Source organism: Pseudomonas sp. FW300-N1A1 (genome assembly GCF_058789115.1).
This window is the reverse complement of the sequence record NZ_JBYTBK010000032.1, coordinates 41,955-60,105: the sequence shown is the minus strand read 5'-3', so window position 1 is coordinate 60,105 and position 18,151 is coordinate 41,955. Positions and strand designations below refer to the sequence as shown.

The window sequence follows — 18,151 nt, the reverse complement described above, 5'->3', positions numbered from 1 at the left end:
GGGCTGCTTCGCAGCCCAGCGGGAGCAAGCTCCCTCGCCACAAAAACCACCCCATAGCCATAACGCAACTTAGTTCCACCATAAAAAAGACAATCGGAGACTCGCCATCATGGCTTTGGATTTATTCGTCGTACTCATCTACGCCGCCGCGATGCTGATACTGGGCTACTACGGCATGCGCAAGGCCAAGACCAACGAAGACTTTTTGGTCGCCGGTCGCAACCTCGGCCCGAGCCTGTACATGGGCACCATGGCCGCCACTGTCCTGGGCGGCGCGTCCACCGTGGGCACCGTGCGCCTGGGTTATGTGCATGGCATTTCCGGTTTCTGGCTCTGCGCCGCACTGGGTTGCGGGATCGTGGCGCTGAACCTGTTCCTCGCCAAACCGCTGCTGAAACTGAAAATCTACACCGTTACCCAGGTCCTGGAAAAACGCTACAACCCGATGGCCCGCTCCGCGAGCGCGGTGATCATGCTGGCTTACGCGCTGATGATCGGCGTGACCTCGATCCTGGCCATCGGCACCGTACTGCAAGTGCTATTCGGCCTGCCGTTCTGGATTTCGGTGTTGCTCGGTGGTGGCGTGGTGGTGATCTACTCGGCCATCGGCGGCATGTGGTCCCTGACCCTGACCGACATCGTCCAGTTCGTGATCAAGACCGTGGGCCTGATGTTCATCCTGTTGCCAATCTGCCTGTACCGCGTCGGTGGCTGGGATGAGTTGGTGATGAAACTGCCGGCAGCCGCCTTCAGCTTCACCACCATCGGCTGGGACACCATCATTACCTACTTCATGATCTACTTCTTCGGCATCCTGATCGGCCAGGACATCTGGCAACGGGTGTTCACCGTCAAGACCGCCAAGGTCGCTCAATACGCCGGCACCTTCGCCGGGGTCTACTGCATCCTCTACGGCCTGGCCTGTGCCCTGATCGGCATGGCGGCACACGTGCTGATTCCAGACCTGGACAACGTCAACAACGCCTTCGCCGCCATCGTCAAACTGTCCCTGCCGGACGGTATTCGTGGCCTGGTGATCGCCGCGGCACTGGCCGCCATGATGTCCACCGCCAGCGCCGGCCTGCTTGCCGCCGCCACGACCCTGACCGAAGACCTGCTGCCGAAACTGCGTGGCGGCAAACAGTCGAGCCTGAAGATCAACCGCCTGTTCACCGCACTGACCGGGATTGCCGTACTGGGCATCGCCCTGGTGGTGAATGACGTGATCAGCGCCCTGACCCTGGCCTACAACCTGTTGGTGGGCGGCATGCTGATCCCGCTGATCGGGGCGATTTTCTGGAAACGCGCAACCACCGCCGGCGCCATCGCCAGCATGGGCCTGGGCTTCGTCACCGCCCTGGTGTTCATGTTCAAGGATGGCCTGGATGCCAACACGCCGATCTACTACAGCCTGGCAGTCGGCCTGGTGAGCTTCGTCGTGATCAGCCTGGCATCCCGTCGCCCGGCAACCGTGGCGAACGCGATATAAGCTGAAACCAACAACGGCTTGAACCTTTTCTTCGGCGGGTGCAGCGTCGGTTGCTGCACCCGTTTTTTTTCGCCTGGAGAAAAACACCATGTTCATCGTCAGTCGCGATCAATGGTTCGAAGTCAAACAGCTGAACGACGCTATCCGCCTGATCCACGAGCCGTACATCCGGCCGTTCTACCGCTGCAACCTGTGGCATATCCAGGGGCGCGACAAGGACCTGCTGCTCGACACGGGCTCAGGCCTGGTCAGCCTGCGAGAGCAATTGCCGTGGCTCACCGAACGCCCGCTGGTCGCCGTGGCCAGCCATTGCCACTTCGACCATATCGCCGGTCATCACGAGTTCCCCGAACGCCTGGTACACCCGGCCGAGGCACGGATCCTCGCTGCACCGGATGGCGACAACACCCTGTCCAGGGCCTGCGTCGGCGACGACATGTTCGAGGCGCACCCCGACTGCCCGCTGTGTTACGCCGAGTACCGGGTCAAAGCCGCACCGGCGACCGGTTTCGTTGAGGACGGCGATGTGCTCGACCTGGGTAACCGCACCCTGCAGGTGCTTCACACGCCCGGCCACTCACCTGGTGGCATAAGCCTGTTCGAAACCGCCACCGGCACACTGTTCAGTGGCGACATCATCTACAACGGCCCCTTGGTTGAAGACGCCTACCACTCCAACCTCAAGGATTACGCCAACAGCCTGCAACGCCTGCGCACGCTACCGATCCGTACGGTGCACGGCGGCCACTTCCCAAGCTTCTCCGGGGAAAAGCTGCGCGACATGATTGACCAATGGCAACGTCAACACCGCTGAGGCTGTGCTGTACTCACACCAAAGGATTAATACGTTCGCAGGAGACGCACCTCTTCAGCCGGGCAAGATCATGAACACAGAAGGCATTCGCGAAGCCGTGCATCGCTTCATCAGCCGCTTGCTCGACGGTCGTGAGGATTTCGCGGACAACGCCAGCCTGTCGCAACTGGGGCTGGACAAACAGGACATCGAGGAGCTGATTTTTCATCTGGAAGATGAGCTGAAGCTGACCGCCTTCACTCATGAGGAGGATCGACTGCTCAAGTCAGCCGCCACCGCCGAGGACCTGATCTGCTTTCTGGAGCACATCGGGCGACAGTGAAAGAAGTGTATTGAGTGAAAACAGGCGGGTGCGATGTCGCAGCCACACGCGGCACCTTGACGGTGCGGGCGGCTGCGACCTGCTGATGTGTTGCGTGTTACCGGCGGCGTTGTTGACGTCGACGTTGATCGTCGTCGGTGCGGATAGGCACTGGTTGCAGAGGCGGTTCGATCAAACCAAGCGCGACACCGAGGTCATGGAGCCAGTTTTGCAGTTTCTCTTTCATGGTGCCCCCCTTCAGGGTAATGCCGAGCGACCGGGTTCTGTAGACGCTTCATACAGATAGTAGCCTTAACTCCTACGCAATGCTCGCCCAAGAACGCAAAGATCTGTTACTTAATTGATCTGAATCATCTGCAACAGGCCGTGCTCCCGGCCCATCGCGGCCACCGGTCAATATTGCCCCAGCGCCTTGCGCAAACGGCGGCGGACCCACTGTTCGGCGCTGACAAAGGTGATCCCCAGCAGCACCAGCACAGCGCCCATGACGAAGTTGAGGGTGAGCTTCTCCCCCAGCAACAGCACCCCGAACGTGACGCCGAACAGCGGGGTCATGAACGAAAACACTGCCAGGTTCGCCGCCAGATAACGGCGCAGCAACCAGAACCAGATCAGGTAACTGAAGAATGACACCACCAGCCCCTGAAACAGCACGCTGGTAACCGCCACGGCCGTCAACTGGACATGGGTCACCTGGCCGCTGGCCAGCGCGATCAGCAACAGGCCGACGAAACCGACGATCAGCTGATAAAACAAGGTCAGGGTCACCGGTGCTTCCGACAACCGAGAGGCGCGTACCACCACGGTGGTTGCACCCCAGGCCGCTCCGGCCAGTACACCGAGCGCGTCGCCCAGCAACATGCGCCGGTCCAGATTGTCCCAGGACACGCCACCGGCAAACGCAATGCCAATGCCGATAAAGGCCAGCAGAATTCCCAGCCATTGCACCGGCCGCAAGCGCTCGCTCGGCAGCAACCAATGCACGCCCAACGCGGTAAAGATCGGCGCGGTGTAGAGGAACACCGACATATGGGCCGCGGTGGTCAGTTGCAGGCCTTCGGAGATAAACAGGAACTCGAGGCCAAACAGGCTACCGGCCAGCAGACCGCCACGCCAGGTGCTGCCGACCTGGTCCCAACCGCCCTTCCAGCAGATCAACAGGCCCACCAGTAACGCGGAGATTCCCGAGCGTCCAGCGGCCTGCATCACAGGGGCGATGTCCGCGGCGGCCCACTTGATCATCACCTGCTGGATGCCCCACACCAGGCACAGCCCCACCATTACTTGCAGGGCAAACGCATCGGCGCTGCGCCGAGTGGCAATCATCACGAAACCTCGCGAACAATTAATGACATGGCGGTGGCTCGACAGAAAACAAAAGCCCCGGTACTTGGCCTAATGCTGTTCAGTCAAGAAACGCTTGAGGCGAGTGTGAGACTCGTGGCGAGCGAGCTTGCTCGCGCTGGGGTGCAAAGCGCCCCCAACAAAGCGACCGCGGTCTTTCAGAGCGAACTCGGCGATAGTTTTTGGGGCTGCTGTGCAGCCCAGCGCGAGCAAGCTCGCTCGCCACGGGGGTGCATTGAGCAACCCTATCCTTGACTGAACAGCATTGCGGTACTTGGCCAAGGCGACAGTTAATGCGGTGAAGTATTAACCAGACCGGCCGTCGGTCAGGTTCACCCTGCCCGACGGCCGGAGGATCGAGCTCAACTGAGCTCGATACGGTCGGCGTGAATGACGATCTGGCCGTCCTTGTAGAGTGCGCCAATGGCCTTCTTGAAGTTGCCCTTGCTGACACCAAACAGGCTGCTGATCAGTGCCGGATCGCTCTTGTCGCTGACCGGCAAGGTGCCGTTATTGTCGCGCAACTTGGCGAGGATCTTCGAATTCAGGCTGGTGGCCGCTTCGACACCCACAGGCTGCAGGCTCAGGCTGATCTTGCCGTCGACACGCACTTCCTTGATAAAGCCCTTCTCTTCCTTGCCGGCACGCATGAACTTGAAGATTTCGTTCTTGTGGATCAGACCCCAGTGCTTGTTGTTGATGATCGCCTTGAAGCCCATGTCGGTCGCTTCGGCCACCAACAGGTCGACTTCCTGGCCAGCCGTGTAGTTGGCCGGGGTTTTATCCAGGTAGCGATCCAGGCGCGCGGTCGCGGTGATACGACGGGTGTGCTTGTCGAGGTAGACATGCACCACGCAGTATTCACCCGCGGTCATCTGACGCTTTTCCTCGGAGTACGGCAGCAGCAGGTCCTTGGGCAGACCCCAGTCGAGAAACACACCGATGCTGTTGACTTCAACAACTTTGAGGCTGGCAAATTCACCGACCTGAACTTTTGGTTTTTCTGTCGTGGCGATGAGTTTGTCATCGCTGTCCAGATAAACAAAAACGTTCAGCCAGTCTTCATCTTCGCTGGGAATATCTTTGGGAATATAACGATTGGGCAAAAGGATTTCGCCATCCGCACCACCGTCCAGATATAAACCGAAGTTAGTGTGTTTAACCACTTGCAAACTGTTGTAACGCCCGACTAAAGCCATTTCCAATACCCTCATTGCTTGGGCGGCATTCTACCCGTTTTTGCTCGTGCCGTTGGGTGAGCGCAGGGCCTGCGCAAAAAAAACCGCCGCATGGCTCGATTTTCCTGGGTTTTGTGTCCGGCCGCGACCCGCTCGTCAGACCGTCGTGGCCACCGCCACCGCAATCGTTGCCCCAAGCAGGCGCTCTTTCACGACAAGGTTCTTATTTAAAACAGCAGCTTAGGGCGACATTCCAAAGAGCAACTTAGGCTTGGTCGACGGACGCCCTCGGTTATTCCAGGAAGATATTTACCAAGCAATTGTCAAGCATTTCCTGTATGATAGCTGGCCAAGTTAATTTTCTACAGGTTAATGGCCGCCATGCGTGTAAAAGCATCCAACAGCAAAGCAAAGCCAGCTCCAGCCGTTGAAACCAGCGAATCGATCAACGACCAGATTGCTGCTTTCCTCAAATCCGGTGGCGAGATCCAGCAAATTGCCAAAGGCGTCAGTGGCCAGACATTCGGCCCGTCCAAGCAGATTACCCTGGGCAAAAAGTAATACCCCCTCGCGTCACCCTGGTCCCTAAGCGCTTTGAGCATCGAAGCGCTAGGACTGGAACCCTCCCCGCTCCCTCCCGCTGTCAGCCCGCCGAATCGACAAGCCCATGACTTTTGGCCCGTCAATCGACGAACGGTAGCCAGCCGTCGACATTCGCCGGTATGCTTTTAACGCTCTAGACCGGGCGTTTCCAGACATAGGCCGACTCCAGTAGAGAGGCCACCACCACGAACCGCCAGGCCTGCCGCACCTTCAAGAGTGAAGCATGCTCAAACTGACGACGTTACTGATCGGCCTGCTGGTGTGCATGAGTGCCGATGCACAGATCTTCCAGCGCGAACTCGGTGACTATGACCTCAAACTAGGCACAAGCCCTAGCCGCAGCATGGCCCAGGGCCTGGTCAAGCCGTCCAGCACCGGCTCATTCCATGGTGGCCTGGACCTGAGCCATGACAGTGGCTGGTATGTGGGTCAATGGGCCCCGAGCATGGGCCTGTCGCCCGCCGGCAACCTGGAAGTCGACTCCTATCTGGGATTCAAGCGCCCTTTCGACCGGACCCTGGGTTATGAAGTGGGCATGATCCACTACAGCTACCCGCAACTGGACACTCTCGACAGCCAGGAATTTTTCGGTGGCCTTACCTTGCTGGGCAGCCGCTTCGGCGCAGCGTTCAGCAACGATCCGGACAAGCGCAACAGCACCTTGTTCGCCGACCTCAGTGGCACCCAGCCGTTCGGCGTAGGGCTCAGCGTCAAGTACACCACCCACCGGCTCTTTACTCCTGCTTCGATTGCCGACGGCGGTTATGTCAGCGGTTTCAACGATTGGTCGGTCAAGCTCTCCCGGCCCTGGATGGGCATCGACCTGAACCTGATCTACAGCGACTCAAGCCTTAATGGCAGTGATTGCAGTGCCTATTCCGGGCACAACAGCCAATGCGATGGCTTGTTCACCTTCAAGGCCGAACACAGGTTCTATTGATTGGCTGAACGCCCGGGTCCATCCTGCGTTCAAATACCAGAACAACGCTTGCGCAAGGATTGGCCCATGACGCGCTGGTTGAAACACCTGAGTCTGCTACTGCCCCTGTGCCTTGCCCTGATGGCCTGCAACCGCGTGGACCTGGCCTACCGCAACCTCGACACGATCATTCCCTGGACGCTCAACGATTACCTGAACATGGATCGCGAGCAAAAGGACTGGCTCGAAGAACGTCTCGAGGAGCACCTGCAATGGCACTGTGCAACGCAGTTGCCCGACTACCTGGACTGGCTCACCCGCACCCGACAAATGGTCAGCACCCGTCAGGTCACCGATACCGCCCTGCAAGCCCGCACCCTGGAAGCCAAGCAAGCCATCGCCCGGACCGCCCGGCAAATCACGCCGTCGGCGGTCGAGTTGTTGCGCGGGATGAACGATCAACAGGTCAATGAGATGAAGCTGGCCTTCGCCAAGGATGTGCGCGAGCGTCAGGAAAAATACGTCGAACCGCCTCTGGCCCGACAAATCCAGCGACGCAGCCAACGCATGGACAAGCGCCTGACCGACTGGCTCGGCCCACTCAACAAGGCTCAACAACAGCGAGTGCTCGCCTGGTCCACCGCCCTGGGCGATCAGAATCGGCTATGGATCGCCAACCGGGCCCATTGGCAGGCGCTGTTCAGCCAGGCGATGGACCAGCGCCACACCAGCGACTTTGCCCAACGCATCGAAACCCTGCTGGTGGATCGCGAATCGTTATGGACCCCGGCCTACCGCCAGGCCTACGCCAACGCCGAAGTCCAGGCCCGCGCCCTGCTGGTCGACCTGATGGCCGACAGCAACGACGAGCAGCGCCAGCATTTGCAGAACCGGATCGACAAGGTGCGCGATCAGTTCAACGCACTGAAGTGCTTGAGGGCGGCGGGCACCTCCTGAGCGGTCTGCGCCCTGGAGCCCCCATCAGCCAACGTGAACGGATCCGGCGTATCGCACCGGGTGCTCCCCTGTACCGACCGACGGTATGTCGAATTCCCCCAGCACCCGACGACTACTCTGTGCAAGAGGGTCTAACCCCACAGCACGGGTCGATTTTCGCCACCGCTGGCAGGAGAAAACACCATGAACATCCAGAATCATCCCGTCGTGTCCCGGGAAGAGTGGCTCACCGCGCGCCGCGAACACCTGGTCCACGAAAAAGCCTTCACCCGGGAACGGGACAAACTCAGCGCCGAACGCCGGGCCCTGCCCTGGGTGAAAATCGACAAGGACTACCGGTTTCAGGGCGCTGACGGCGAACTGAAACTGGCCGACCTGTTCGGCGGCCGCAGCCAATTGGTCATCTACCACTTCATGTTCGGCGCGGGTTGGGACGAGGGTTGCCCGGGATGCTCCTTTCTCTCCGATCACATTGACGGCGCCAACCAGCACCTGGCCCACCATGACGTAGCACTGGTGGCTGTGTCCCACGCCCCCTTCGCCGAGTTCCAGCCATTCAAACGGCGTATGGGCTGGAAGTTCGACTGGGTGTCGTCCGAAGGCTGCGACTTCAACTACGACTTCGGCGTCTCGCTTCGAGCAGAAGCAGTCACGGCCGGCAGCGCCACCTACAACTACGAAAAAACCGACAGCAGCGAAGAAGAACTCCCCGGTCTCAGCGTGTTTTATCGCAACGAAGCCGGCGAAATATTCCACACCTACTCCACCTACGCCCGGGGCCTGGACTTGCTGGTGGGTGCCTACAACTACCTCGACCTGACACCCAAGGGCCGTAACGAGGGCGAAATCATGGAGTGGGTGCGCCATCATGATCGCTACGAAGACCCGGCGCCCTCCAGTTGCTGCCACTCATGACCCGAACGACAGGCGCGAGGCTGGCCGGCACCGCAGAGAAAAAGCCGATCGCTGAAAAACAAAAACCCGGACAGGGTCCGGGTTTTTGACAGCAAGCTACATGTTGTCAGCGAGCGATGGCGCGTTACTCAGCGGCCGGAGCTTCCGGCTTGCGGCGCTTGAGCGGGGCCATGCCATCCTTGCTGACCAGCGACAGGGCGTCGGTCTTCGGCCGGTTGGCGATCTTGCGCTTGGTCGGTGCCTTGGCGGCCGACTTCTTCTTGTCGCCCTTGGCGTCGGTCTTTTTCTTCTTCACGCCAACGGCCTTGCCCGACGCCTTGACCTTTTTCGGTCCGCCGTAGGTGCCTTTGACTTCCTTGATGGTACGACGCTCGAAGCTCTGCTTGAGGTAGCGCTCGATGCTCGACATCAGGTTCCAGTCGCCGTGGCAGATCAGCGAGATCGCCAGGCCATCGTTGCCTGCGCGGCCGGTACGACCGATACGGTGTACGTACTCGTCGCCGCTGCGTGGCATGTCGAAGTTGATCACCAGGTCCAGGCCGTCAACGTCCAGGCCACGGGCCGCCACGTCGGTGGCGACGAGGATCTTCACGCCGCCCTGCTTCAGGCGGTCGATGGCCAGCTTGCGGTCCTTCTGGTCTTTCTCACCGTGCAAGACAAACGCCTTGTACTCCTGCGCCACCAGGCGACCGTAGATACGGTCGGCCATGGCTCGGGTGTTGGTGAAGACGATGGCCTTCTGGTAGGTCTCGTTGGCCAGCAGCCAGTTGACGATCTGCTCTTTGTGCTGGTTGTGGTCAGCGGTGATGATTTGCTGGCGAGTGGTCGCATTCAGCTGGCTGACCGCATTGAGCTGCAAGTGCTCAGGGTTGTTCAGCACCTTGGCGATCATCTCGCGCAGGCCCGAACCGCCGGTGGTGGCGGAGAACAGCATGGTCTGCTGACGGTTGGTGCACTCGTCGACCAGGCGCTGGACGTCTTCGGCGAAACCCATGTCGAGCATGCGGTCGGCTTCGTCGAGCACCAGCACTTCGACTTCTTTCAAGTCGAGGTTGCCGGCGTTCAGTTGCTCGATCATCCGCCCCGGGGTACCGATCAGGATGTCCGGCACCTTGCGCAGCATCGCGGCCTGGACCTTGAAGTCTTCACCGCCGGTGATCAGGCCGGACTTGATGAAGGTGAACTGGGAAAAACGCTCCACTTCCTTCAGGGTCTGCTGGGCCAGCTCGCGGGTCGGCAGCAGGATCAGGGTCTTGATGCTGACACGGACTTTCGCCGGGCCGATCAAACGGTTGAGGATTGGCAGAACGAATGCAGCGGTCTTGCCGCTACCGGTTTGTGCCGTCACCCGCAGGTCACGCCCTTGCAGCGCGAGCGGGATAGCCGCTGCCTGCACAGGCGTTGGCTCGACAAATTTAAGCTCGGCCACGGCTTTGAGCAGGCGTTCGTGCAGGGCGAATTGGGAAAACACGGGTGCTACCTCGAAGAAATACAAAAAATCAGCTGCATAGGGTAACGGTTTCGAGCGCATAGGCCGAGTTTCTTTATGCAATCGAACGCAAACAGTGGCTTTTTTGTTCGCTGAATTGTCCCGGACCCTGATCTCGGTGCGTCTTAAATGCTCTAATCAACCAGTCTCATCCTACAGAAGAATCGTTTTCGCCTATGGATCTCAAACAGCTCTGGCTCAATACCCAGGATCTCTGGAATGCCCTGGGACAACACCCGCGGATTTATTCCCTCCTGGCATTCCTGCTGCTCTTGTTCGTCGCGCTGGTCGTCGGACGAGCGGCACGCTACCTCATCCTGCGCGGCGTGGAGTTGCTCGGTCGCCAGCCGTCGATGTTCTGGCTCAACGACTTTCTCGCCAACAAAGTGTTCCATCGCCTGGCGCAGATCGTGCCCTCTGTGGTGATCCAGTTTGGCCTGAGCCTGATCCCCGAGATGAACAAGGTCACCCAGCACTTTCTCGGCAACGCTGCCCTGGCCTTCACCATCCTGTTCCTGATGCTGGCCATCAGCGCCCTGCTCAATGCCCTGCTGGACATCTACGCCCGTACCGAACACGCCCGCACCCGTTCGATCAAAGGTTACGTGCAACTGGCGAAAATGGTCTTGTATGTCCTCGGTGGGATCATCATCGTCGCCACCCTGATCGACCGTTCACCGCTCTTGCTGCTGTCCGGCCTGGGTGCAATGTCGGCCGTCATCATCCTGGTCTACAAGGACACCCTGCTGTCGTTCGTCGCCAGCGTGCAACTGACCAGCAATGACATGCTGCGGGTCGGAGACTGGATCGAAATGCCGCAAGTCGGTGCCGACGGAGATGTAGTGGACATCACCCTGCACACGGTCAAGGTGCAGAACTTCGACAAGACCATCGTCTCGATCCCGACCTGGCGCCTGATGTCCGAGTCGTTCAAGAACTGGCGCGGCATGCAGGCCTCCGGTGGCCGCCGGATCAAGCGCAGCCTGTTCATCGATGCCAGCGGCGTCCGTTTCATCACCGACGACGAGGAACAGAGGCTGACCCAGATTCGCCTGCTTACCGGCTACATGAGCCGCAAACAGGCTGAACTCAAGGCCTGGAACGAAGCCCAGGGCACAGTGGCGGCGATGTCGGCAAACCGTCGACGGATGACCAACATCGGCACCTTCCGTGCCTATGCACTGGCGTACTTGAAGGGGCACCCGGACATCCAGCCGAACATGACCTGCATCGTCCGCCAGATGCAGACCACCGCCCAGGGCGTGCCGCTGGAAATCTACTGCTTCACCCGCACCACCGCGTGGGACGACTACGAGCGCATCCAGGGCGATATCTTCGATTACCTGCTGGCGGTACTGCCGGAGTTTGGCTTGAGCCTGTACCAGCAACCGAGCGGCAATGACCTGCGCGCCGGGGTACTACCAGCCGTGCTGGGCGCCAGCCATTTCCCGCTACTGGAACAGCCCACGGAGTAATAGCGTTCCCCCCCCTGCTCGGATCGTTCCCGCTATACGGGAACGATCCGAGCAGGGCTCACATTTAATGTCAGAACGCGCTTGCCGGCTGACGCACACCCAACCGACTGACCCACACCGCCGCCAGTATCACCAGGCCGCCAAACATCAGCCGCCCCAGCTCTTCATGCTGGTTCCAGATCAGCAAATTGATCAGCAGCCCCACGGGTACATGCAGGTTATTCATCACCGCCAGGGTCCCGCCGCTGACCAGGCAGGCGCCCTTGTTCCACCAGTACAGGCCCAGTGCGGTGGACACCAGCCCAAGGAACAGCAACACGCCCCACTGCAGCGGCGCTTCAGGCAGGAAGTCGCTTTTGCCGAACAGTAGAAAGGCCGGCAGCACCACCGCCAGCGCGCCCAGGTAGAAGTAACCGAAGCGTCGATAATGCGGCAGGTCGCTTGGATGGCGTGCCACCAGGTGCCTGTACAGCACCTGCCCCGCGGCGTAGGTGAAGTTGGCCAGTTGCAGCAGCAAGAAGCCCATGAGGAAGTCCGGACTGATCCGGTCGTAGCGGATCACGGCCGCACCCAGCACCGCAACCAATGCCGCCACCAGCGCCCAAGGGTTGAAGCGGCGGTTGAGCGCATCCTCGATCAAGGTCACGTGCAAGGGCGTGAGAATGGTGAACAGCAGGACTTCCGGCACCGTCAGCACCCGGAAGCTCAGGTACAGGCAGACGTAGGTCACGCCGAACTGCAAGGCGCCGATCAGCAGCATCCCGCGCATGAACGCAGGCTCCACCGAACGCCAGCGGGTCAGCGGGATGAACACCAGACCGGCCAGCAGTACCCGCACCAGCACCGCGAAGTAACTGTCGACATGACCGGCCAGGTACTCGCCGATCAGACTGAAGGAAAACGCCTGAATCAGCGTGACAAATAGCAGATAGCCCATACGCGCCTCGTCCAAAGTGGCGGCGACGATAGCGGTTTTGCCACGGACAGTGAAGGCCGGGTAACAACAGGCAAAAAAAAGCCCGATCTCGCTAAAGCGTTCAATCGGGCCAGGGCACTCAGGAGCAATAAGTGCAAAGGGAGGTTCGTTGCGCGTAGAGCCTTGAAGGGGTGCGCCAGGTCACTAGACCATCCAGCGATTAACAGGCGATTAACCTATCAGGCGACCTGGGCCAGTTTGGCGTTGGCCTGGTTCAGTCCTTTTTCCTGGAAGTCACCGCCCAGGTTCATCCCTTCGGCATGAATGAAGCTGACGTCATGAATACCGATGAAACCCATGACCTGACGCAGGTACGGTTCCTGGTGATCGGCGGTGCTGCCGGCATAGATGCCGCCGCGAGCGGTCAACACGTAGGCACGCTTGCCGCTGAGCAGGCCCTGGGGACCGGTCTCGGTGTACTTGAAGGTCACCCCGGCACGCAGCACATGATCGAGCCAGGCCTTGAGGGTGCTGGGGATCGCGAAGTTGTACATCGGCGCGGCCATCACCAGTACGTCGGCGGCCAGCAACTCATCGGTCAGCAGGTTGGAGCGCTCAAGCGCTGCCTGTTCGATTGCGTTGCGCTGCTCGGCAGGCTTCATCCAGCCACCCAGCAGGCTCACGTCCAGATGGGGGACCGGGTGGGTCGCCAGGTCACGGACGGTGATCTGGTCGGCCGGGTGCGCGGCTTTCCACTGGTTGATGAAGGTTTGCGTCAGTTGACGGGAAACCGAGTCTTGCTGGCGGGCGCTGCTTTCGATGATCAGAACGCGGGACATGGGATGTAGCCTCCATCGGTGAATGCTGTAAGTCGATGGAGTGGAGATTAAACAGAGTCATATCGATGAAAAAGCGCAAATAACTGCTATAACCCATCAATAAATTCGTTTATAAGCGAAGCATGCCATGGGCAGCTGCTTCGCTTGAGTGCTTATTGCTTCTCGGTGCAGGTCAGGCCGATGCGCAATTTGATGATCTTGCGGCTGAATTTGGCCGTGACATCGGTGCTTTTCCCCGCGACCAGGCTGACACGCCGTGTGCGGGGCGACTCCGGGCCGTTGGCGAACACCACCGTGCACTCGGCGTCGGTCTTGCCGTAGTTGTTCAGTGTGATGGAACCCATATCGTAGTCGGTCGCGTAGGTGGTGTAGTCGACCCCCAGGCCATTGAGTTCTTTTTGTACATCGATGGGATAGGCAAACGCACTCAACGGCAACATCGCCAGCACCGCACAACAGACTTTTTTCATTCGACAGCCTCCAAAGGAAGCTGCCAGCTTAGGACAAGAGGAGCCCATGATGAAAGCGCCCCGCGTGACCCTGGATCAATGGCGCACGCTGCAAGCCGTGGTCGACCACGGCGGATTTGCCCAGGCGGCCGAAGCGCTGCACCGCTCGCAATCGTCCGTCAGCTACACCGTGGCGCGCATGCAGGACCAGCTCGGCGTGCCGCTGCTGCGCATCGACGGGCGTAAGGCCGTGTTGACCGAAGCCGGCGGCGTGCTGCTGCGGCGCTCGCGACAGCTGGTCAAACAGGCCAGTCAACTGGAAGACCTGGCCCATCACATGGAGCAAGGCTGGGAAGCCGAAGTGCGCCTGGTGGTCGACGCCGCCTACCCGAGCGCCCGCCTCGTGCGCGCCCTGACCGCCTTCATGCCGCAAAGCCGTGGCTGCCGGGTTCGCTTGCGCGAAGAAGTGTTGTCCGGGGTCGAGGAAGTCCTGCTCGAAGGCGTGGCCGACCTGGCCATCAGTGGTTTCAGCATTCCCGGTTACCTGGGTGCGGAACTGAGCCATGTCGAGTTCGTCGCCGTCGCCCATCCCGAGCATTCCTTGCATCGCCTGAACCGCGAGCTGAACTTCCAGGACCTCGAAAGCCAGTTGCAAGTGGTGATCCGTGACTCCGGCCGGCAGCAGCCGCGCGACGTCGGCTGGCTCGGCGCCGAACAACGCTGGACTGTCGGCAGCCTGGCCACCGCGGCGACCTTCGTCGGCAGCGGCCTGGGTTTTGCCTGGTTGCCACGGCACATGATCGAACGGGAACTCAAGGAGGGCCTGCTCAAGCTGCTACCGTTGGACCAGGGTGGCAGCCGTAACCCCAGCTTCTACCTGTACTCGAACAAGGACAAACCCCTGGGCCCGGCCACGCAGATTCTCATCGAGCTGCTGCGCACCTTCGATACCGCGCCGCTGGAAGCCCCTTTCGCCGCCCCGGAACAAGCCTGACAAGGAGTTGCACCATGGCCTATTTCGAACACGAAGGTTGCACGCTGCACTACGAGGAATATGGCCACGGCACGCCGCTGCTGCTGGTTCACGGGCTGGGCTCGAGCACGCTGGACTGGGAGAAGCAGATCCCCGAGCTCTCGGCCCGCTACCGCCTGATCATCCCCGATGTGCGCGGCCATGGCCGCTCCGACAAACCCCGGGAGCGCTACAGCATTGCCGGCTTCAGCGCCGACCTGGTCGCGCTGATCGAACACCTGAACCTGGGCCCGGCCCACCTGGTGGGGCTGTCCATGGGCGGCATGATCGGTTTTCAACTGGCGGTGGACCAGCCGGGGTTGCTCAAAAGCCTGTCGATCGTCAACAGCGCGCCGCAAGTCAAGGTCCGCACCGCAGACGATTACTGGCAATGGTTCAAGCGCTGGGGCCTGATGCACCTGCTGAGCCTTGGCAGCATCGGCAAGGCCCTGGGCGCGAAACTGTTCCCCAAGCCCGAACAGGCCGACCTGCGGCAAAAGATGGCCGAGCGCTGGGCAAAAAACGACAAACGTGCTTATCTCGCCAGCTTCAATGCCATTGTTGGCTGGGGGGTTCAGGAACGACTGGCGAAAGTCACCTGTCCAACCCTGATCATCAGCGCCGACCATGACTACACACCGGTGGCGCTGAAAGAAGCCTATGTAAAACTGTTGCCCGATGCGCGACTGGTGGTGATCGAGGATTCACGCCATGCCACGCCACTGGACCAGCCGCAGCGCTTCAACCAGACCCTGCTTGAATTTCTAACCACAGTCGACACTACTACCCAGGATCACTGACCCATGCTGAAAAAAATCGCCCTCGCCACAGGCGCAGTCCTGTTCGCCGCCAACCTGATGGCCGCCGAAGCGACCAAGGCTCCCCACGTATTGCTCGAGACCACCAACGGTCCGATCGAAATCGAACTGGACCCGGTCAAGGCACCGGTCAGCACCAAGAACTTTCTGGCCTACGTCGACAGCGGCTTCTACACCAACACCATTTTCCACCGCGTGATTCCGGGGTTCATGGTGCAAGGGGGTGGCTTCACCCCGCAAATGGCGCAGAAAGACACCAAGGAGCCGATCAAGAACGAAGCCAGCAATGGCCTGCATAACGTACGCGGCACGCTGTCGATGGCCCGCACCTCGAATCCGGATTCGGCCACCAGCCAGTTCTTCATCAACGTCGCCGACAATGACTTCCTGAACCCGGGACGCGATGCCGGTTATGCCGTGTTCGCCAAAGTGGTCAAGGGGATGGACGTGGTCGACATCATCGTCAACTCGCAGACCACCACTAAACAAGGCATGCAGAACGTGCCTATCGACCCGGTGCTGATCAAGTCGGCCAAGCGCATCGACTAAGCTGTACAGGGCGTCCCGAGCGGCCGCGCAAGGAACGGCGCGCCGCTCGCATCGAAAAAAGGAGAGCCCGCACGCGGGCGTTTGACTGATGCTTTATCGCCGTTTCGAAAAACTCATCGACATATTCCGTGACGCCCCGACGGCGGCCCCGCCTGATCGGGTCCTGCCCTTCTATACCTATTACCTGCGCCAGGTCTGGCCGAGCTTCGCCGCGCTGTTGATCATCGGCCTGTTCGGTGCGCTGATCGAAGTGGCGCTGTTCAGTTACCTGAGCCGGATCATCGACCTGGCCCAGGGCACACCGAACGCCGACTTCTTCAAGGTCCACGGGGTAGAACTGGCCTGGATGGCAGTGGTCGCGCTGGTCCTGCGCCCGGTGTTCGTCGGCCTGCACGACCTGCTGGTGCACCAGACCCTGAGCCCCGGCATGACCAGCCTGATTCGCTGGCAGAACCACAGCTACGTGCTCAAGCAGAGCCTGAACTTCTTCCAGAACGACTTCGCCGGGCGCATCGCCCAACGGATCATGCAAACCGGCAACTCCCTGCGCGACTCCGCGGTGCAAGCGGTGGATGCATTGTGGCATGTGCTGATCTACGCGATCAGCTCACTGGTGCTGTTCGCCGAGGCCGACTGGCGCCTGATGATTCCGTTGCTGACCTGGATCGCCGCCTACCTCGGCGCGCTCTACTACTTCGTGCCTCGGGTCAAGGAACGCTCGGTGGTGTCCTCCGACGCCCGCTCCAAACTGATGGGCCGGATTGTCGACGGCTACACCAACATCACCACGCTCAAGCTGTTCGCCCACACCAACTTCGAACAGCAATACGCCCGTGAAGCGATTGCCGAACAAACCGAAAAATCCCAGCTGGCCGGACGCGTCGTCACCAGCATGGACGTGGTCATCACCAGCATGAACGGCCTGCTGATTGTCGGCACCACGGGCTTGGCGTTGTGGCTGTGGACCCAGTCGCTGATCTCGGTCGGTGCCATTGCCCTGGCCACTGGCCTGGTGATCCGCATCGTCAACATGTCTGGCTGGATCATGTGGGTGGTCAACGGCATCTTCGAGAACATCGGGATGGTCCAGGACGGCCTGCAAACCATCGCGCAACCGATCAGCGTCACCGACCGTGAACCGGCTCCCCGCCTGCAAGTGGACCGTGGCGAAGTGCGTTTCGAACACGTGGCGTTTCACTATGGCAAGAAAAGCGGAATCATCGGCGACCTGAACCTGACCATCCGACCCGGCGAGAAAATCGGCTTGATCGGTCCTTCCGGCGCCGGCAAGTCGACCCTGGTCAACCTGCTGCTGCGCCTGTACGACCTGCAGGACGGGCAGATCCTGATCGACGGCCAGAACATCGCCCATGTGGCCCAGGAAAGCCTGCGCGAACGAATCGGCATGATCACCCAGGACACTTCGCTGCTGCACCGCTCTATCCGTGACAACCTGCTGTACGGCAAACCCGATGCCACCGACGCCGAACTCTGGGAGGCCGCGCACAAAGCCCGTGCCGACGAATTCATCCCGTTGCTGTCGGACGCCGAAGGCCGCACGGGCTTCGACGCCCACGTCGGTGAGCGCGGGGTCAAACTCTCCGGCGGTCAACGCCAACGCATCGCCATCGCCCGGGTGCTGCTCAAGGACGCGCCAATCCTGATCATGGATGAAGCCACCTCGGCGCTGGACTCGGAGGTGGAAGCAGCGATCCAGGAAAGCCTCGAAACCCTGATGCAGGGCAAGACCGTGATCGCCATCGCGCACCGGCTTTCCACCATCGCCCGGATGGATCGCCTGGTGGTGCTGGAAAACGGCCGGATCGCCGAAAGCGGCACCCACGCCGAACTGTTGGCCCATGGCGGGTTGTATGCCCGGCTGTGGCAACACCAGACCGGAGGGTTTGTCGGCATCGATTGAGTCGAGTGCATACGCTCCCCCCGTGGCTTGCTCGCGCTGGGGTGCGAAGCGCCCCCAACAAGACTATTGCAGGCTTTCAGACAACACTCGATAACCGGTTTTTGGGCTGCTGCGCAGCCCAGCGCGAGCAAGCTCGCTCGCC

At 60.4% G+C, this 18,151-nt stretch carries 19 protein-coding genes; 12 read left to right on the top strand and 7 right to left on the bottom strand.

Annotated features, from left to right (window positions below; genetic code table 11):
• The first annotated feature begins 109 nt into the window (after window positions 1-109).
• The 3 genes from AC3WQN_RS19725 to AC3WQN_RS19715 all read left to right on the top strand — a co-directional run bounded on the left by AC3WQN_RS19725 (window position 110) and on the right by AC3WQN_RS19715 (window position 2,625).
• Window positions 110-1,489 carry a sodium:solute symporter family protein gene (locus tag AC3WQN_RS19725; protein ID WP_103400454.1) on the top strand — a complete coding sequence of 460 codons (1,380 nt, stop codon included), beginning with the start codon at window positions 110-112 and terminating at the stop codon, window positions 1,487-1,489.
• A gap of 88 nt (window positions 1,490-1,577) precedes the next feature.
• A complete protein-coding gene (locus AC3WQN_RS19720; protein ID WP_103400455.1) occupies window positions 1,578-2,303 on the top strand; it encodes an MBL fold metallo-hydrolase in 726 nt (241 codons plus the stop codon).
• 70 nt (window positions 2,304-2,373) lie between these two features.
• Window positions 2,374-2,625, top strand: a complete 252-nt coding sequence (locus AC3WQN_RS19715; protein WP_103400456.1) for a phosphopantetheine-containing protein — start codon at window positions 2,374-2,376, stop codon at window positions 2,623-2,625.
• Window positions 2,626-2,722: 97 nt separating this feature from the next.
• Here AC3WQN_RS19715 and AC3WQN_RS19710 read toward each other — a convergent pair whose 3' ends face one another.
• The 3 genes from AC3WQN_RS19710 to AC3WQN_RS19700 form a co-directional block, all read right to left on the bottom strand.
• Window positions 2,723-2,851, bottom strand: coding sequence for a PA1414 family protein (locus AC3WQN_RS19710; RefSeq protein ID WP_256577055.1), 129 nt, complete (start codon window positions 2,849-2,851; stop codon window positions 2,723-2,725).
• Window positions 2,852-3,018: 167 nt separating this feature from the next.
• Window positions 3,019-3,951, bottom strand: coding sequence for a DMT family transporter (locus AC3WQN_RS19705; protein ID WP_103400457.1), 933 nt, complete (start codon window positions 3,949-3,951; stop codon window positions 3,019-3,021).
• Between the two features lie 380 nt (window positions 3,952-4,331).
• Window positions 4,332-5,168 carry a CvfB family protein gene (locus AC3WQN_RS19700; RefSeq protein WP_103400459.1) on the bottom strand — a complete coding sequence of 279 codons (837 nt, stop codon included), beginning with the start codon at window positions 5,166-5,168 and terminating at the stop codon, window positions 4,332-4,334.
• 351 nt (window positions 5,169-5,519) lie between these two features.
• On the opposite strand from AC3WQN_RS19700, the gene AC3WQN_RS19695 reads away from it, so the two are divergent.
• From AC3WQN_RS19695 to AC3WQN_RS19680, 4 genes are all read left to right on the top strand, one after another.
• Window positions 5,520-5,708: a PFL_1563 family small protein gene (locus tag AC3WQN_RS19695; protein ID WP_030131898.1), complete on the top strand. Its 189-nt coding sequence runs from the start codon at window positions 5,520-5,522 to the stop codon at window positions 5,706-5,708.
• Window positions 5,709-5,973: 265 nt separating this feature from the next.
• Window positions 5,974-6,690: a TorF family putative porin gene (locus AC3WQN_RS19690; RefSeq protein ID WP_103400460.1), complete on the top strand. Its 717-nt coding sequence runs from the start codon at window positions 5,974-5,976 to the stop codon at window positions 6,688-6,690.
• A gap of 66 nt (window positions 6,691-6,756) precedes the next feature.
• Entirely contained in the window at window positions 6,757-7,626 is an 870-nt protein-coding gene (locus AC3WQN_RS19685) for a DUF6279 family lipoprotein (RefSeq protein ID WP_103400461.1), read from the top strand.
• Between the two features lie 183 nt (window positions 7,627-7,809).
• On the top strand, window positions 7,810-8,541 hold the full coding sequence (locus AC3WQN_RS19680; RefSeq protein ID WP_103400462.1) for a DUF899 domain-containing protein: 732 nt from the start codon (window positions 7,810-7,812) through the stop codon (window positions 8,539-8,541).
• Between the two features lie 124 nt (window positions 8,542-8,665).
• Here the strand turns inward: AC3WQN_RS19680 and AC3WQN_RS19675 are convergent, their stop codons facing one another.
• Entirely contained in the window at window positions 8,666-10,012 is a 1,347-nt protein-coding gene (locus tag AC3WQN_RS19675) for a DEAD/DEAH box helicase (RefSeq protein ID WP_095145611.1), read from the bottom strand.
• Window positions 10,013-10,206: 194 nt separating this feature from the next.
• Between AC3WQN_RS19675 and AC3WQN_RS19670 the strand changes: the two genes are divergently transcribed.
• Window positions 10,207-11,505, top strand: coding sequence for a mechanosensitive ion channel family protein (locus AC3WQN_RS19670; protein ID WP_103400463.1), 1,299 nt, complete (start codon window positions 10,207-10,209; stop codon window positions 11,503-11,505).
• A gap of 70 nt (window positions 11,506-11,575) precedes the next feature.
• Here AC3WQN_RS19670 and AC3WQN_RS19665 read toward each other — a convergent pair whose 3' ends face one another.
• The 3 genes from AC3WQN_RS19665 to AC3WQN_RS19655 all read right to left on the bottom strand — a co-directional run bounded on the left by AC3WQN_RS19665 (window position 11,576) and on the right by AC3WQN_RS19655 (window position 13,730).
• Entirely contained in the window at window positions 11,576-12,442 is an 867-nt protein-coding gene (locus AC3WQN_RS19665) for a carboxylate/amino acid/amine transporter (RefSeq protein WP_103400464.1), read from the bottom strand.
• A gap of 218 nt (window positions 12,443-12,660) precedes the next feature.
• Window positions 12,661-13,260: an FMN-dependent NADH-azoreductase gene (locus AC3WQN_RS19660; RefSeq protein ID WP_103400465.1), complete on the bottom strand. Its 600-nt coding sequence runs from the start codon at window positions 13,258-13,260 to the stop codon at window positions 12,661-12,663.
• A gap of 152 nt (window positions 13,261-13,412) precedes the next feature.
• Entirely contained in the window at window positions 13,413-13,730 is a 318-nt protein-coding gene (locus AC3WQN_RS19655; RefSeq protein ID WP_095080227.1) for a 3-phosphoglycerate kinase, read from the bottom strand.
• 49 nt (window positions 13,731-13,779) lie between these two features.
• On the opposite strand from AC3WQN_RS19655, the gene AC3WQN_RS19650 reads away from it, so the two are divergent.
• The 4 genes from AC3WQN_RS19650 to AC3WQN_RS19635 all read left to right on the top strand — a co-directional run bounded on the left by AC3WQN_RS19650 (window position 13,780) and on the right by AC3WQN_RS19635 (window position 18,009).
• Window positions 13,780-14,703 carry a PA3225 family LysR-type transcriptional regulator gene (locus AC3WQN_RS19650; protein ID WP_103400466.1) on the top strand — a complete coding sequence of 308 codons (924 nt, stop codon included), beginning with the start codon at window positions 13,780-13,782 and terminating at the stop codon, window positions 14,701-14,703.
• A gap of 14 nt (window positions 14,704-14,717) precedes the next feature.
• A complete protein-coding gene (locus AC3WQN_RS19645) occupies window positions 14,718-15,521 on the top strand; it encodes an alpha/beta fold hydrolase (RefSeq protein ID WP_103400467.1) in 804 nt (267 codons plus the stop codon).
• 3 nt (window positions 15,522-15,524) lie between these two features.
• The gene (locus AC3WQN_RS19640; protein ID WP_103400468.1) at window positions 15,525-16,088 is read left to right on the top strand and encodes a peptidylprolyl isomerase; all 564 of its coding nucleotides are present in this window, start codon (window positions 15,525-15,527) and stop codon (window positions 16,086-16,088) included.
• A gap of 88 nt (window positions 16,089-16,176) precedes the next feature.
• Window positions 16,177-18,009 (top strand): ABC transporter ATP-binding protein, encoded by a 1,833-nt coding sequence (locus tag AC3WQN_RS19635; RefSeq protein WP_095145604.1) that lies wholly within the window; start codon window positions 16,177-16,179, stop codon window positions 18,007-18,009.
• Window positions 18,010-18,151: the final 142 nt, after the last annotated feature.